General features: G+C 75.0%; 5 protein-coding genes. 1 reads left to right on the top strand and 4 read right to left on the bottom strand.

Annotated elements, in window-relative coordinates:
• Positions 1-540 precede the first annotated feature (540 nt).
• Entirely contained in the window at positions 541-1,146 is a 606-nt protein-coding gene (locus ACFV4P_RS14700; protein WP_380470982.1) for a response regulator transcription factor, read from the top strand.
• A gap of 77 nt (positions 1,147-1,223) precedes the next feature.
• Here ACFV4P_RS14700 and ACFV4P_RS14695 read toward each other — a convergent pair whose 3' ends face one another.
• The 4 genes from ACFV4P_RS14695 to ACFV4P_RS14680 form a co-directional block, all read right to left on the bottom strand.
• Positions 1,224-2,030 carry a thioesterase II family protein gene (locus tag ACFV4P_RS14695; protein WP_380470981.1) on the bottom strand — a complete coding sequence of 269 codons (807 nt, stop codon included), beginning with the start codon at positions 2,028-2,030 and terminating at the stop codon, positions 1,224-1,226.
• Between the two features lie 81 nt (positions 2,031-2,111).
• Positions 2,112-9,926 carry an amino acid adenylation domain-containing protein gene (locus ACFV4P_RS14690; protein WP_380470979.1) on the bottom strand — a complete coding sequence of 2,605 codons (7,815 nt, stop codon included), beginning with the start codon at positions 9,924-9,926 and terminating at the stop codon, positions 2,112-2,114.
• Positions 9,923-12,346 (bottom strand): SDR family NAD(P)-dependent oxidoreductase, encoded by a 2,424-nt coding sequence (locus tag ACFV4P_RS14685; protein ID WP_380470977.1) that lies wholly within the window; start codon positions 12,344-12,346, stop codon positions 9,923-9,925. Before ACFV4P_RS14685 ends, ACFV4P_RS14690 begins: the two co-directional genes overlap by 4 nt.
• Before the next feature lie 182 nt (positions 12,347-12,528).
• Positions 12,529-15,450 (bottom strand): type I polyketide synthase, encoded by a 2,922-nt coding sequence (locus tag ACFV4P_RS14680; RefSeq protein WP_380470975.1) that lies wholly within the window; start codon positions 15,448-15,450, stop codon positions 12,529-12,531.
• Positions 15,451-15,453 lie beyond the last annotated feature (3 nt).

Below are 15,453 nucleotides of genomic sequence, written 5' to 3'. Positions count from 1 at the left end.
CCACCGCCCCAGGCCCCGCCACACCCCTTCCCGGGGCCGGGCGCGGCGGCGGGCGGCTCCGCGGGGGGGCCCCCCCCCGCCTGCCACTCCCCCGCCGGCCGGCGGGGGAGCGGCCCGCCCCACCCCGCCCCGCCCGGCCCGGCCCGGCCGGAAGAACAGGCGCACCGCCGGAACGAAATTCCCCACCCGCGCCCGCCGGTAGGAGAGCGTTCAACTTCTCGCCGCACGCGGTTTCGCCGATCACCTCATCGACCGGACCCGGCGGAAACACCCGGCCCGACAACCGCTCACCGGCAGCCGACTTCACCCGCCCCACCCTCGCCGCAGCACAACCGACCTGGTCCTGACAGGACTTGCAGATACTTGCAGAGCCCCGTGACGGGATGATTCCATTGCGCCCAATGGCTTCGTTGGCATATCCGTACGGGGGTTCACATGGAGCGTTCAAGTCAGCGCACAAGAGAATTCGGTGGAGAAATTAGAATTCTTCTCCTCGCCGAAGACTCACTCATTCGTGTCGGAATTACTGCTCTTCTTCAGTTGTCCGACGATCTGTCGGTCATCGCCGAAACGCAGGACGAGGAAATAGCCCACACTCTCGCCCTGGAGCTGGAGCCGGACATCACGGTGCTCAGCGCTTCCGCGGAGGCGCCGTTCCGGGGCGCCATGGTCGAACGGCTCTCCGCGGTCAGCCGGCTGGTCTACGTCGGCGCCTGCCGGCCCGACGTCGCCCACCAGGTGATCACCTGCGGGGCGGCGGCCGTCTTCGATCCGCGGGGGCGGCCACAGGCGCTGCCCGACATCATCCGGGTGGCCGCCGCGGACGACACGCTGATCATGCCGACCTGCGGTCCGCTGCGGATGAACCGGCTCCCGGCGGCCTGGCGGACGCCCGAGGACCGCGACCTGCCGCTGGTCCCGGACGCGCTGACCAACCGGGAGGCCGAGGTGCTGCTCCTGCTGGCGCAGGGCTACGCCAACCAGGAGATCGCCGACAAGCTCTCGGTCTCCTCGGCCACCATCCGCTCGCACGTCCACCACCTGCTGACCAAGCTCAGCGTCCGCAGCCGGGCCCACGCGGTGGCGCTCGCCTATGAATCCGGGCTGATCAGGGCGGTCGAACAGGGGCTGCGACAGCCGGCCTGACCGGTCGGCGGGGTCGGTACCGGGCAGGGCGCCGGGTCGGGGGGCCCGCAGTGGACTGCCCGCCGACCCGGCACGCGCTACGCCAGGTTGCCGACCGGGTCGGCGTCGAGGGCCCCGGCGACCGTGCCGAGGATCTCGACCACCGAGGCGTGCAGGAAGAAGTGGTCCCCCGGCAGCAGCTCCAGCCGGGCCCTGCCGGTGGTCTGGGCCCGCCAGCCGTGCAGCGCCTGCGGTCGCACGGACGGATCCGCCGTGCCCCCGAAGACGGTGATCGGCACCGTCAGCGGGGGCTCCGGGCGGTAGTGGTAGGTCTCCAGCACCGAGAAGTCGGCCCGCAGGGTGGGCAGCATCAGCTCCATCAGCTCCCGGTTGTCCAGCAGCTCCGGCGGAGTGCCGCCGAGGAAGCGCAGCTCCCGCTTGACCTCCTCGTCGGTGGCCGCGTGGATCTGCGGACGGGTGCGCGGCGCGTCCGGCGCCGAGGCGCCGGAGAGGAACAGGTGCTCCGGCCCGGCCGCACCGCGCCGCCGCAGCTCCCGGCAGAGCTCGAACGCCAGCAGCGCGCCCATGCTGTGCCCGAAGAACGCGAACGGCCGGTCCAGCGCCGGTTCCAGCTCGGTCGCCAGCAGGGCGACCAGAGGCCGCAGTCGGGAGACCGGGCCCTCGCCCAGCCGGCGTCCGTGGCCCGGCAGCTCCACCGGGCAGACCTCGACCCGGTCGTCGGCGAGCGCGCTCCAGCCCCGGTAGAGCGAGGCGGCTCCGCCCGCGTACGGCAGGCAGAGCAGCCGGACCCGGCCGGGAGGCAGCTGCCGCGGAACGTCGGCGAGGGCCGCAGACCGGCCGGTGGCGGTGGCGGTGGCGGTGGCGGTGGCGGTGGCGGGGTACATCAATCACCTCCGGTCCGTCCCGGCGGGCGGACCCGCCGGGACGAATGGTAAAAGAATAGTAAACGAATCATTGATCGTGGATCAGTCCTGGCGAATTACCGCCACCAGCTCGGCCAGCCGCCGGTCCGGATCGACCGTCAATTCACTGAGCAGAACATGCCATTGACGCATCATCGCCGCCATCGTCCGCGGCTCGACCACGTCCAGGCCGTACAGCCACATGCCGCGCAGCGACCCGTCGTCGAAGCTGCGGAGGATCAGCGCCAGGTCCACGGCCGACGCCTCCATGTCGACGATGACCTCCGGGAAGACATAGTCGTCACCGATCCGGAGGTCCAGCGGAGCGGCGGTCAGACCGGTCAACTCCAGTGCCGGCACAGTGGCGTTGAGCAGATTGAAGGAGATCGAGAAGGGGTCGCGACCACGCTCCCGGATGCCCTCCTGGTGCCACAGCGGCACCCCCTGGTTGGCGTAGGCGTCGAGGGTCTCCTCCCGTACCCGGCCGACAAGTTGGCGGAAAGTCAGCGATGTGGCCAGATCTGTTCGAACCAGCAGGTGACTGACGAAGAATCCGATCATGTTCTCGGTCTCCGGCTGCTCCCGGCCGGCCACCGGGAAGGAGACGGTGATGTCCTCCCGGCCGGCGTAGCCGGACAGCAGCAGCTGGAAGGCCGCCATCACCACCATGAAGAGGGTCGCCCCCTCCTCCCGGGCCAGTTCGGCCAGCGCCGTGCCCTCCGCGGCCGGCACGGCGAACCCGCGGGTCGCACCGGTGGCCGCCTCCAGGCGCTGGTGCTCCGGGGCCCGGAAGACCGGCGACGGGGGCAGCGCGGCCAGCCGCCGCTCCCAGTGCGCGGCCCGCCCGCGCAGCGCCCCGGCCGCCCGGCGGCGCTGCTGCCAGTCCGCGAAGTCCGGGTACTGGACGGGCAGTTCGGGCAGCCCGGACGGCTCGGCGCCGTCCAGCCGGGCCGCGTACTGCACGCGCAGCTCCTGGAAGAGCACGCCGTACGACCAGTTGTCGGTGACCAGGTGGTGCATCACCAGGGCCAGCACGTGCTCGTCGGGGCGCAGCGCGATCAGCGCGCCGCGCACCAGCGGCTCGTCGGCCACCCGGAACGAGCCGAGCTCCTGCTCGGTGAGCAGCCGCCGCAGCTCCTTCTCGCGGGTCTCGTCGTCCAGGTGGGTCAGGTCGACGACGTCCAGCGGCCAGCCGCCGGCCTCGTCCACCAGTTGGCGCGGCACGCCGTCGACGGCGCCGATCCGGGTGCGCAGCGCCTCGTGGCGCCGGGTGATGGCGTCGAGGCTGTCGCGCAGCGCCGCCCGGTCCAGGGCGCCGCGCAGCACCAGAGCGGTGAGCACGTTGTGGAAGTGGTGCTCGATCGGGACGGGGTGGTGACTGACCAGGTCTTCCTGGGAGAAGGAGAGCGGGATGCCCGCCGTGCGGTCGGCGAGCGGGATCCGCTCGCGCTCCGCGTCGTCCCGGTGGTCGCCGAGCCAGGCCGCCTGGCCGGCCGGCGTGGGCCGGTCGAACAGGACCCGGATCGGCACCTGCACGCCGTGCTCGGCGCCGAGCCGGGCGGCCAGCTGGGTGGCCAGCAGGGAGTGCCCGCCGAGGTCGAAGAAGTCGTCGTGCACCCCCACCTCGGGCACGCCGAGCAGCGCCGACCAGGCGGCGGCGACCGCGCGCTCCAGAGCGGTGCGGGGGGCGATCCGCTCGGCCCAGGCCGCCTCGCCGGCCTCGGGGGCGGGCAGGGCCGCCCGGTCCACCTTGCCGTTGGGGGTCAGCGGCAGCTCGGTCAGCAGCACGCAGGCGGCCGGGACCAGGTGGGCGGGCAGCTGCCCGGCCAGGTGGCCGCGCAGGGCCGCCGGGTCCGGGGCGGTGCCGGCGACGGGCACCACGTACCCGACCAGCTGCTGCACGCCGGGCCGGTCCTCGCGGACCACCACCACGGCCTGCGCGATCTCCGGGTGGGCGAGCAGCGCCGAGGCGATCTCGCCGGGCTCGATCCGGAAGCCGCGCAGCTTCACCTGGTCGTCGATCCGGCCGAGGAAGTCCAGCTGCCCGTCGGGCAGTCGGCGCACCAGGTCGCCGGTGCGGTACAGCCGCTCCCCGCCGGGGCCGTCGACGAAGCGCTCGGCGGTGAGGTCCGGGCGGCCCAGGTAGCCGAGGGCCACGCCGCTGCCGCCCACCAGGAGTTCGCCCGGCACGCCGACCGGCACCGGCCGGCGGCGCTCGTCCAGCACGTGGACGCGGGCGTTGACGATCGGACGGCCGATCGGGGGCTTGGCCGCGCCGCCGGTGAGCGGCTCGCTCATGGTGGCGCAGACGGTGGTCTCGGTCGGCCCGTAGGCGTTGATCATCCGGCGGCCGGCCGACCAGGCGGCGACCGTCTCCGGCGGGCAGGCCTCGCCGGCCGTGACCAGCGTGGTGACGGTCGGCAGGCAGGCCGGGTCGAGCACGGCCAGCACGCTCGGCGGCAGCGTCACGTGGCTGACCCGGTGCTCGGCGCAGGTGCGCACCAGCGGGTCGCCGGGCAGCAGCCGGTCGGCGGGCGCGACCACCAGCGCGGCCCCGGAGAGCAGCGTGACCAGCATCTCCGCCACCGAGGCGTCGAAGCTCGGCGAGGCGAACTGCAGCATCCGGCTGTCCGGGCCGACCGCGAACCGTTCGGCCTGCCCGGCGACCAGGCTGCCGATGCCGGTGTGCGGCACCAGCACGCCCTTGGGGCGCCCGGTGGAACCGGAGGTGTAGATCACGTACGCCGGGTGCTCCGCGGTCGGCCGCTCGGCGGCCGGGGCGCCCGGGTCCGCCGCGGCCAGCTGCGCCACGGTCGCGGGCGCGTCCAGCAGCAGGCACGGAACCGGGCCGTCGGGCAGGTCGTCGGCGTCGGCGCCGAGGGTGACCAGCAGCGCCGGGGCGGCGTCCCGCAGCATGTAGTCGATCCGCTCGACCGGGTAGCCCGGGTCGACGGGAAGGTAGGCCGCGCCGGTCTTGGCGACCGCCAGCAGCGCGGTCACCAGCCGGGTGGAGCGGCGCAGCGACACCGCGACGATCCGGCCGGGGCCGGCGCCGCGGGCGAGCAGCAGCCGGGCCAGTCGGTCGGCCTCGGTGTCCAGCTCCCGGTAGGTCAGCTCGCCGGGCTGCTCCGGGTCGGCGGAGACGACGGCGACGGCGTCGGGGGTGCGGGCCGCCTGGGCCTCGAACAGCTCTGCCAGGGTGCCCTGCGGCACCGGGCGGGCGGTGTCGTTCCAGCCGGGCAGGGCGCGGCGCTCCGCGTCGGTGAGCACCTCCAGGTCGTCCACCGGGGCGTCCGGGGCGGCGAGGGCGGCGCGCAGCACCAGGCCCAGCCGCTCGGCGAGTGCCTCGACCGTGCCCCGGTCGAAGATGTCGGTGTTGAACTCCACCACGCCGTCCACGCCGGCCGGGGAGCCGTCGGCGGCCGGGCGGCGCTCGGTGAGCGCGAAGTGCAGGTCCACCCGGGTGGAGTCGGTGTCCACGGTGAGGCGCTGCACCGCCACGCCCGGCATCGTGGCCTCCGCGTCGGGGGTGTTCTGCCAGGCCAGCGCGGTCTGGTAGAGCGGGTGGTGGGCCAGCGAGCGGGACGGCTTGAGCAGGTCCACCAGGTACTCGAACGGGATGTCCTGGTGGGCCAGGGCGTCCAGGCTGCGCTCGCGGACCTGGGCCAGCAGCTCGCGGAAGCTCGGGCGGCCGCCCAGATCGGTGCGGAGCACCAGGGTGTTGACGAAGAAGCCGATCAGTTCGGCGGCCGCCTCGTCGAGGCGGCCGGCCACCGCGATGCCGAGCGGGATGTCGGTGCCGGCGCCCATCCGGTGCAGCAGCGTGGCCAGTGCCGCGTGCACCACCATGAAGGCGCTGGACCCGTTCTCCCGTGCCACCCGGGCGACTTCGGCGTGCAGGGCGGCGTCCCAGGAGAACTCCAGCGTGCTGCCGCGGCGGGACGTGCGGGTCGGGTGGGGGCGGTCGGTGGGCAGGGCGATCCGCTCCGGCAGACCGTCCAGGGCCCGGCTCCAGTAGGCGCACTGCTGGGCCAGCAGGCTCTCCGGGTCCTCGGCGTCGCCCAGCAGCCGACGCTGCCACAGCGCGAAGTCGGCGTACTGGACGGGCAGCGGGCTCCACTGCGGGGCGGCGCCGTCGCAGCGGGCCGCGTAGGCGTTCGCGAGGTCGCGGCCGAGCAGGGCCAGCGACCAGCCGTCGGCGGCGATGTGATGGATCGTCAGCACCAGCACCCGGTCGCGCTCGCCGAGGACCAGCAGCTCCGCGCGGAGCGGCCGTTCGGTGGTGAGCTCGAAGGCGTGCCGGGCGGCACGGGCCATCGCCCCGGGCAGCGCCTCCTCGGTCAGCTCGGTGAGGTGCAGCTCGGGCGCCGCCTCGGCAGCGGGCAGCACCAGCTGGCGGGGCACGCCGTTGGTGTCGGGGAAGACGGTGCGCAGCGCCTCGTGCCGGGCCACCAGGTCGCCCAGCGCCGCGTGCAGCGCCTGCGGGTGCAGTTCGCCGCGCAGGCGCAGCACCACCGGGATGTTGTAGGTGGGCGACGGGCCCTCCAGGCGGTGCAGGAACCAGAGCCGCTGCTGGGCGAAGGAGAGCGGCAGCACCTCGGGGCGGTCGGCGGGCAGCAGCGCCGGGCGGACCGGGCCCGCGGCGGCGCGCAGCCGCTCGGCCAGCTTGGCCGGGGTGGGCGCCTGGAAGAGCGCGCGGACCGGCAGTTCGACCTCGAAGGCGGAGCGGATCTGCGACATCAGTCGGGTGGCCAGCAGCGAGTGGCCGCCGAGCTCGAAGAAGCTGTCGTCGATGCCGACCTCGGCGGCCTCCTCGTCGCGGTCCAGCACCCGGGCGAAGAGCCGGCACAGCAGCGCCTCGTCCGGGTTGCGCGGGGCGGCGTACGGGGCCCGCAGCTCGCCGCGGCCGCCCTCGGGGGCGGGCAGCGCCCGGCGGTCGATCTTGCCGTTCGGGGTCAGCGGCAGGGCGTCCAGGACGAGGAAGGCGGACGGCAGCATGTAGTCCGGCAGGGTGCCGGCCAGCGCCGCGCGCAGCTCGCGGGCCAGGGTCGGCCCGTCCGCGGCCGGGTCCGCGTCCTCCAGCACCAGGTAGGCGACCAGGCGCTGGTCGCCGGGGGTGTCCTCGCGGACCAGCGCCACGGCCTGGGCGACGACCGGCTGCTCGGCCAGCACCGATTCGATCTCGCCGAGCTCGATCCGGTAGCCGCGCAGCTTGACCTGGTGGTCGAGCCGGCCGAGGAAGTCGATCCGGCCGTCGGGGCGGCGGCGCACCAGGTCGCCGGTGCGGTACAGGCGCTCGCCCTCGGCGCTGTCGGCGAACTTCTCGGCGGTCAGCTCCGGGCGGCCCAGGTAGCCGCGGGCCAGGCCGTCGCCGCCGATGCACAGCTCGCCGGGCACGCCCACCGGGACCGGGCCGCCGGCCGCGTCCAGCACCTGGAGCGTGGTGTTGGCGATCGGCTCGCCGATCGAGATCGGGCCGCCGTCGACGCGGGAGACCGAGGACCAGATGGTGGTCTCGGTGGGGCCGTACATGTTCCACACGGTGGCGTCGGTGGCCAGCAGCCGGGCGGCCAGCTCGGCGGGCAGCGCCTCGCCGCCGACCAGGGCGGTCAGGCCGTGCCCGGCGGTCCATCCGGCGTCCAGCAGCATCCGCCAGGTCGCCGGGGTCGCCTGCATCACGGTGGCGCCGCAGTCGGCCAGTTCGGCGGCCAGCCGGCCGCCGTCGGCCGCGGTCTCGCGGCGCGCCAGCACCACCCGGGCGCCGGTGACCAGCGGCAGCAGCAGCTCCAGCATGGCGATGTCGAAGGCGGCGGTGGTCACCGCGAGCAGCACGTCGTCGGCGGCCAGGCCCGGGCGCTCGCCCATCGAGTGGAGGAAGTTGCCGAGCGCCCGGTGCGGGATCTGCACGCCCTTGGGGCGGCCGGTGGAGCCGGAGGTGTAGATGACGTAGGCCAGGTCGTCCGGGCCGGTCCCGACGCCGGGGTCGTGCGCGGGCCCGGTGGTGAGCTCGGCGGTGAGCTCGTCCAGGCAGAGCACCTCGGCGCCGGTCTGCGGCCCGCGGTCGCCGAACAGCTCGTCGTGGACGCTCCGCCGGGTGAGCAGCACCCGCAGGCCGGAGTCCTCCAGGGTCCAGGCGATCCGGTCGGCGGGGAAGCCCGGGTCCAGCGGCACGTAGGCGCCGCCCGCCTTGAGCACCGCCAGCATCGCCACCAGCAGCTCCGGCGAGCGCTCCAGGCAGATCCCGACCAGCACGTCGCGGCCGACCCCGAGGCCGATCAGGCGGTGCGCCAACCGGTTGGCCCGCTCGTTCAGTTCGCGGTAGCTCAGCGGGGTGCCGGCGGCCTCCAATCGGAGCGCCTCGCGGTCCGGGGTGCGGGCGGCCAGCTCCTCGAACCGCCGGTGCGCGGCGAGCGGCAGCGGCCAGTCGCGCGCGGTGTCGTTCCAGCGCTCGCGCAGCTGCCGGCTCTCGTCGTCGGACAGCATCGGCAGCCGGCCGACCGGAAGGTCCGGCTCCGCCAGCAGCGTCCCGACCAGCCGCTCCAGGTGGCGGGCGAAGCCGTCCACGGTCTGCGGCTCGAACAGGTCGCGGTTGTACTCCAGGCTGCCGCCCAGCCCGTCGGGCCGCTCGAAGACCTCCAGCACCAGGTCGAACCGGGAGGTGGCGCTCTCCACCTCCATCGTTTCCATCCGCAGGCCGACGCCGTCGAACCGGGGCAGCTCGATGTTCTGGTAGATGAAGGAGACCTGGAAGACCGGCGAGCGGGACAGGTCGCGCTCCGGCTGGAGCTCCTCCACCAGTCGCTCGAACGGCAGTTCCTGGTGGGCGAAGGCGCCGAGCGCCGTCTCCCGGACCCGGGCGACCAGTTCGCGGAAGGTCGGCGCCCCGGAGAGGTCGGTGCGCAGCGCCAGCATGTTGACGAACAGGCCGATCAGCGGCTCGACTTCGCGCCGGCCGCGGTTGGCGACCGGCACGCCGACGACGATGTCGTCCTCCCGGCTGTACCGGTGCAGCAGCACCAGGAAGGCCGCGAGCATGGTCATGAACGGGGTGGCGCCCTCGCCGCGGCTGAACTCCCGCATGGCGTCGGCGGTTTCGGTCGGCAGCCGGAACGGGCGGGAGCCGCCGCGGCTGCCCAGCACCGCCGGGCGCGGGCGGTCGGTGGGCAGTTCGAGCATCGGCGGCGCGCCGTGCAGGGTGGTGCGCCAGTACTCCAGCTGCGGGCCGAGGGCGTCCCCGGCCAGCCGGTCGCGCTGCCAGAGCGCGTAGTCCGGGTACTGGATCTTCAGCGGCGGCAGTCCGGCGTCCTCGCCGGTGCTGAACTCGCGGTAGAACGCCACCAGTTCGCGGAACGCGACGGAGGTGGACCAGAGGTCGCCGGCGATGTGGTGCATGGTGAGGAGCAGCACGTGCTCCTCGGCGGCGAGGCGCAGCAGGGTGATCCGCAGCAGCGGGCCGTGCCGCAGGTCGAACGGGCGGGCGAACTCGGCGCGGGCCAGCTCCTTGATGCCCTCCTCGCCGTCCGGCCCGTGCAGGTGCTCGCAGGCGACGACGGTGAACTCCGGCTCGCCGGACTCGGCGATCACCTGCACCGGCTCGCCGTCCACCTCCTCGAAGACGGTGCGCAGCGCCTCGTGCCGCTGCACCAGCGCCACGCAGCTGCGCCGCCAGGCCTCGATGTCGAGGGCGCCGTGGACGCGCAGCGCGCCCGGGATGTTGTACGCCGCGCTGCCCGGGGCGAGCTGCTCCATGAACCAGAGGCGCTTCTGGGCGAAGGACGCCGGCACCCGCCTGGGGCCGGCCTTGCGGCGCAGCTTCCGGGCGAGCAGCGCGCGCTTCTGCTCGGCCGTGAGCCGGCTCAGGTCGACGTTGTCGGTCATGCCAGGTCCTCCAGGTCATCGGTCTCGGCGGCGAGCATCTCGGCGAGCATCGCTTCCACTTGTTCGTCGGACAGTTCGTCCAGGTCGGCCGACCCGTCGTCGGAGCGGGGCGTGATGGCGTCCGCCGCGTCCTCCTCGGACCCGCCGGCGGCCAGCAGGGCGACGGTGTGCGCCACGGTGGGGTCCTCGAAGAAGCCGCGCAGGTCGAGCGGGACGCCCAGCCGGCTGCGGATCTTGGTGCCGATCTGGACGGCGGCCAGCGAGTGCCCGCCGAGGGCGAAGAAGTCGTCGGCGGTGCCCACCTGTTCGACGCCCAGCACCTCCTGCCAGATCTCCGCGACGGCGCGTTCCTCGTCGGTCGCCGGCTCCTGGTAGGGGGTCGGCAGCTCGGGGCGCGGGTGGCGGCCGGCCGCCGGGGCAGCCTGGTCGTCCCCGCCGGCCAGCAGGGCCGGGGTGATGCTCCGGGCCACCGCCCGCATCTGCGCCAACTCGCGGTGGGAGAGCACCAGTTGGGCGGGGGCCCCGGGGTTGGCCAGCACCCGGGCGAGCGCCTGCTGCCCGTCCTGCTCGGTGATGCCCTCGGCCAGCAGCCGCAGTGCCTCGGGGAGTTGCGGCGCGGCCGGGGCGGGGGCGGTGCCGGCGGCCACGGCCTCGGCGACCTGGTCGCGCATGCCGTCCAGGTCGTTGATCCGCTTCAGGGTGAAGTCGGTGATCCGGACCAGCACCCGGCCGTCCTCGGCCAGCATGTCGATGTCGCAGGTCAGGCTCTCGCCGCCGTCGGGCGAGCCCTTGAGCACGACATCGCAGGTGATCTCGGCGGTGAGCGGGGCCAGCGCCTTCAGCGAGCGGTAGGTGAACGGCAGGTAGTAGCCCTTGTCCGGCATCTGGATCCGGGCCGAGACGCCGGCCACGTCCAGCAGCGCCGGGTGCAGCAGGTAGGCGTCCAGGTCGCCGGCGTGCTCCTCGGGCAGCCGGAGGGAGACCAGCAGCCGTCCGGGGGCGACCCGGGCGCTGCGGAGGCAGTGCCAGCGCGGGCCGAGGGTGAACTCGATGCCGTTGCCCTGCACCAGCAGGTCGAGCTTGAAGAGCTGCTTCAGCTCGTCGTCGTCGTCGACCGGCGGCACCTCGGCGAACTCGGCGCGCAGCGCGGCCGGGTCGCGCACCGGCGGCGCCTCGTCGAGGGCGACGGCGGTGCCCATGGCGTGGATCGGCCCGGTGGCGGGGTGGTGGCTGCGGACGGTGAACCGCAGCTCCTCGCCGTCCGCGGCGAGCGTCGTCCACAGCGAGCGGGACTGGCCGTCCGGCACGATCACCGGCTGGGCGAAGAGCACGTCGCGCAGTTCCACGGCCGCCGCGCCGGTCAGGTCGGCGACGGCCGCCCGGACCAGTTCCAGGTAGGCGGTGCCCGGCACCAGGCCGTGGCCCATGATCCGGTGGTCGGCGATGATCCAGCTGTCGGCGGTGCTGATCGAGCCGGTCCAGCCGCCGTTCTTCTCGTCGCCGCCGGGCAGCCGGCGCAGCAGCGGATGCGCGGTCGGGACGCCGGGGGCCGCGGGGCGGTCGAGTCCGGCGGCCATGCCGACGCCGCGCCAGGTGTCCCAGGCCACCGCCGTCACCGGGGCGCCGGAGCGGCGCCGCCACTGCGCGTAGGCGTCCAGGAAGGCGTTGGCGGCCGCGTAGTCGCTCTGGCCGGGGCCGCCGAGCAGGCCGGTCAGCGAGGAGCAGAGCAGCAGGAAGTCCAACTCGTCGGCCGCGCAGGCCCGGTCGAGCACCAGGGTGCCGAGGGTCTTGGCGGCCAGCACGGCGGCGGCGTCCTCGGGGGTCTTGCCCATCAGCAGGCCGCGGGAGGGCAGACCGGCCGCGTGCACCACGCCGTGCACCGCCCCGGCGCGGGCCCGCAGCAGGGCGACCGCCTCGGCGGTCTGCGCCGCGTCGGTGACGTCCGCGCGCAGCGGCAGCACCTCGGCGCCCAGTGCGGTCAGCCGGTGCAGCGCCGGGTCGTCGGCGGCCAGCGGCGAGCGGCCGAGCAGGCCGAGCACCGGGCGCCGCACGGTACGGGCGATCTGCTCGGCGATCGCCAGGCCGACGCCGCCGAACCCACCGGTGATCAGGTAGCCGCCGCCGTCGCGCAGTCCGCCGGGGCCGGTGTCGGCGGCGGGCAGCTCGACGGCGTCGAAGGTGCGGCTCCACCAGTGCCGGCCGCGCAGCGCCAGCTGCGGTTCGTGGCGGGCGGCGGCGTCCAGCAGGCCGGCCGCGACGGCGGCGGGGTCGCCCGCGCCGACGTCCAGCAGCCGGCACTCGACCCCGGTGACCTCCTGCGGAATGACGGTGCAGGGGCCCAGCAGCAGGGCGCTCCCGGGGTGCAGCGGCTCGTCGCCGGTGACCTCGAAGACGCCGTCGGCGAGCACGTCGAGCAGCACCGGGCGGGCGGGGGCCGCGTCCAGGATGCCCTGGGCCAGGGTGACCAGGGTGTCGAAGCCGGTGCGCTGTGCGGCGGCCAGCCGGTCGGCGTCGAGTGCGCCGTCGGCGGCGGGGTCGGTGAGCGCGCCCAGGTGGACCAGCCGGATCGAGGCGGCCTCGCCGGTGGTGTCCAGCGAGCGGATCAGGGTGGCGAGGCGTCCCGGTCCAGGCCGTCGGTGCGGCCGATCCGCCGCACCGTGGCACCGCGGGCCTCCAACTGCCGTGCCAGCTCGGCGCCGAGCGGCTGCTCGCTGCCGAGCACCGCCCAGACCGCGTCGGCGGCGTCCTCGGGGCGGGCGCCGGCGGGCAGGCGGCGCCAGCCGGGGGTGGTGAACCAGTCGTCGATCGGCAGGGCCGCGCTCCGCGGCTTCGGCGCGGTGCGCGGACCCGCCTCGATCCAGTACCGCCGGCGCTGGAAGGCGTAGCCGGGCAGCGCGGTCAGCGTGCCGCCGCCGCAGACCGCCGAGCGGTCCACCGGGGCGCCCGCGCTCCACAGCGTGCCCAGGCCGGCCAGCAGGTGGGTGCGGTCGTCGGTGCTGTCCTTGGGGTGCGGCAGCGAGTCCACCGCGATCCGCTCCGGGCTCCAGGAGTCGTGCTGCTGGGCGAAGCCGGTGAGCGAGCGGCCCGGGCCGACCTCCAGCAGGAGCAGCTCGGGGTCGTCGAGCAGCAGTCCCAGCGCGTCGCGGAAGCGGACGGTGCCGCGCAGGTGCTCGCCCCAGTAGGCGGGGCTGGTGGCCTGCTCGTCGGTGATCCACTGTCCGGTGAGGCCGGAGCAGAACGGGATCCGCGGGGCCCGCAGTTCGACGGTGCGCACCACGTCGGTGAACGGCCGGACGGCGGCGTCCATGCTCGCCGAGTGGAAGGCGTGCGAGGTGTGCAGCCGGCGGCAGGCGGTGCCGTCGGCGACCAGGCGCTCGCGCAGCCGCTCCACGGCCTCGGCCGGGCCGGCCGCCACGCAGAGCGCGCCGGAGTTGACGGCGGCGAGGTCCAGTGCGGGCGACTCGGCCAGCAGCGGCGCGAGTTCGGCCTCGGGCAGGAAGACGGCGAGCATCTCGCCGGCCGGCATCGACTGCACCAGCCGGCCGCGGGCGGCGACCAGCCTGACCGCGTCGGGCAGCGAGAACACGCCGGCCAGGCAGGCCGCGACGTACTCGCCGATGCTGTGGCCGGCCATCGCCCGCGGGTGCAGGCCGCGGGACATCCAGAACCTGGCGAGCGCGTACTCGACGAGGAACAGCACCGGCTGGGTGGTCTCGGTGCGGGCCAGCGCGGCGGCGGCCTGCTGCGGGTCGGCGTCGGGGCCGGGGAACAGCAGGGTGCGCGGGTCGGTTCCCAGCTCGGCGGTGAACAGCTCGGCGCAGGCGTCGAGTTCGGCCGCGAACTCGGGCTCCTCGCGGTACAGGCCGTGGGCCATCGCGACGTACTGGGCGCCCTGGCCGGGGAAGAGGAACGCGACCGGGGCGTCCTCGGCGGCGGCGCGGCCGGTGAGGCGGCGCAGCGCGGCGACGGCGGCCGAACGGCCCTCGGGGCCGGCCGGGGCGACCACGGCGGCCCGGTGCTCGAAGCCGCGCCGGCGGGCCAGCGTGTGGGCGGCGTCGCCGAGCGGCAACTCGGGCTCGGCGTCCAGCCGTTCGGCGAGCCGCTCGGCGTTGGCGGCCAGCGCGGCGGGGGTGCGGCCGGAGAGCGTCAGCAGCTCGGCGCGCCCGGTCGCCGGGGCGGCGGCGGGCGGCTCGGCGGCCTCCTGGAGCACCACGTGCACGTTGGTGCCGCCGATGCCGAAGGCGCTCACCCCGGCCCGGCGCGGGTGCTCGGCGGCCGGCCACTCCCGCAGCTCGGTGGGGACGTAGAACGGGCCGGTCCCCAGTTCCAGGCCCGGGTTGGGCGCGCCGAAGTTGACGGTCGGCGGGATCGCCCGGTGGCGCAGCGCCAGCACCGTCTTGATGAACGCGGTGACGCCGGCAGCGGCGTCCAGGTGGCCGACGTTGCCCTTCACCGCGCCGAGCGCGCAGTAGCCGGTCTCCTCGGTGGCCTCGGGGTGCAGCCGGTACGCCTGGCGCAGCGCGGCGACCTCGATCGGGTCGCCGAGCGCGGTGCCGGTGCCGTGCGCCTCGACGTAGCCGATGGTGCGCGGGGCGACCCCGGCGACGGCCAGTGCCTCGGCGATCACCTCGGCCTGCCCGTCGACGCTGGGCGCGGTGTAACCGGCCTTCAGCGCGCCGTCGTTGTTGATCGCGCTGCCCAGCACCACGGCCTGGACGGCGTCCCGGGCGTCGCGGGCGTCGGCCAGCCGGCGCAGCACCACCACGCCGGCGCCGTTGCCCGGCACCGTGCCGCCGGCCGCGGCGTCGAACGGGCGGCAGTGGCCGTCGGCGGAGAGGATGCCGCCCTGCTCGTACAGGTGGCCGCCGGCCAGCGGGCTGCTCACCGAGACGCCGCCGGCCAGCGCGATGTCGCACTCCCCGGACAGCAGGCTCTGGCAGGCCAGGTGGACGGCCGTCAGCGAGGTGGAGCAGGCGGTCTGCACGGTGATGCCGGGGCCGCGCAGGCCCAGCTTGTAGGAGACCCGGGTGGCCAGGAAGTCCTTGTCGGAGGCGAGCAGGGTGCGGTGGATGCCGCTCTCCTCCAGCGCCTCCGGGTCGCCCGGCAGGTTGCGCAGCAGGTAGGAGTTGAGGCTCGCGCCGGCGAAGACGCCGATCCGGCCGGTGAAGGTGCGCGGGTCGCAGCCGGCCGCCTCCAGCGCCTCGAAGGCGCACTCCAGGAAGACCCGCTGCTGCGGGTCGAGGAGTTCCGCCTCGCGGGGACTGAAGCCGAAGAAGCCGGCGTCGAAGCGGTCGGCGTCGGCCAGCACCCCCTTGGCCTTGACGTAGTCGGGGTGCCGCAGCAGCTCCGGGTCGACGCCGGAGGCCAGCAGCTCCTCGTCGGTGAGGGCGGAGACGGTCTCCCGGCCCGCGGCGAGCTGCTGCCACAGCGACTCGACGTCGGGGGCGCCGGGGAACCGTCCGGCCATGCCGATGACGGCGACGTGCTCGTCCTGCTCGTCGTGCGTGAAGTCGGTCTCGTACACGTC

This window comes from Kitasatospora sp. NPDC059795 (assembly GCF_042732175.1).
Classification (GTDB): Bacteria; Actinomycetota; Actinomycetes; order Streptomycetales; family Streptomycetaceae; genus Kitasatospora.
Note: the sequence above shows the minus strand (reverse complement) of the source record. Positions and strands in the feature narration are given on the sequence as shown.

Excerpts from the sequence above, each read along its gene's own strand:
- ACFV4P_RS14690 (WP_380470979.1), bottom strand. The coding sequence starts at position 9,926 with ATGACCGACAACGTCGACCTGAGCCGGCTCACGGCCGAGCAGAAGCGC.
- ACFV4P_RS14695 (WP_380470981.1), bottom strand. The coding sequence starts at position 2,030 with ATGTACCCCGCCACCGCCACCGCCACCGCCACCGCCACCGCCACCGGC.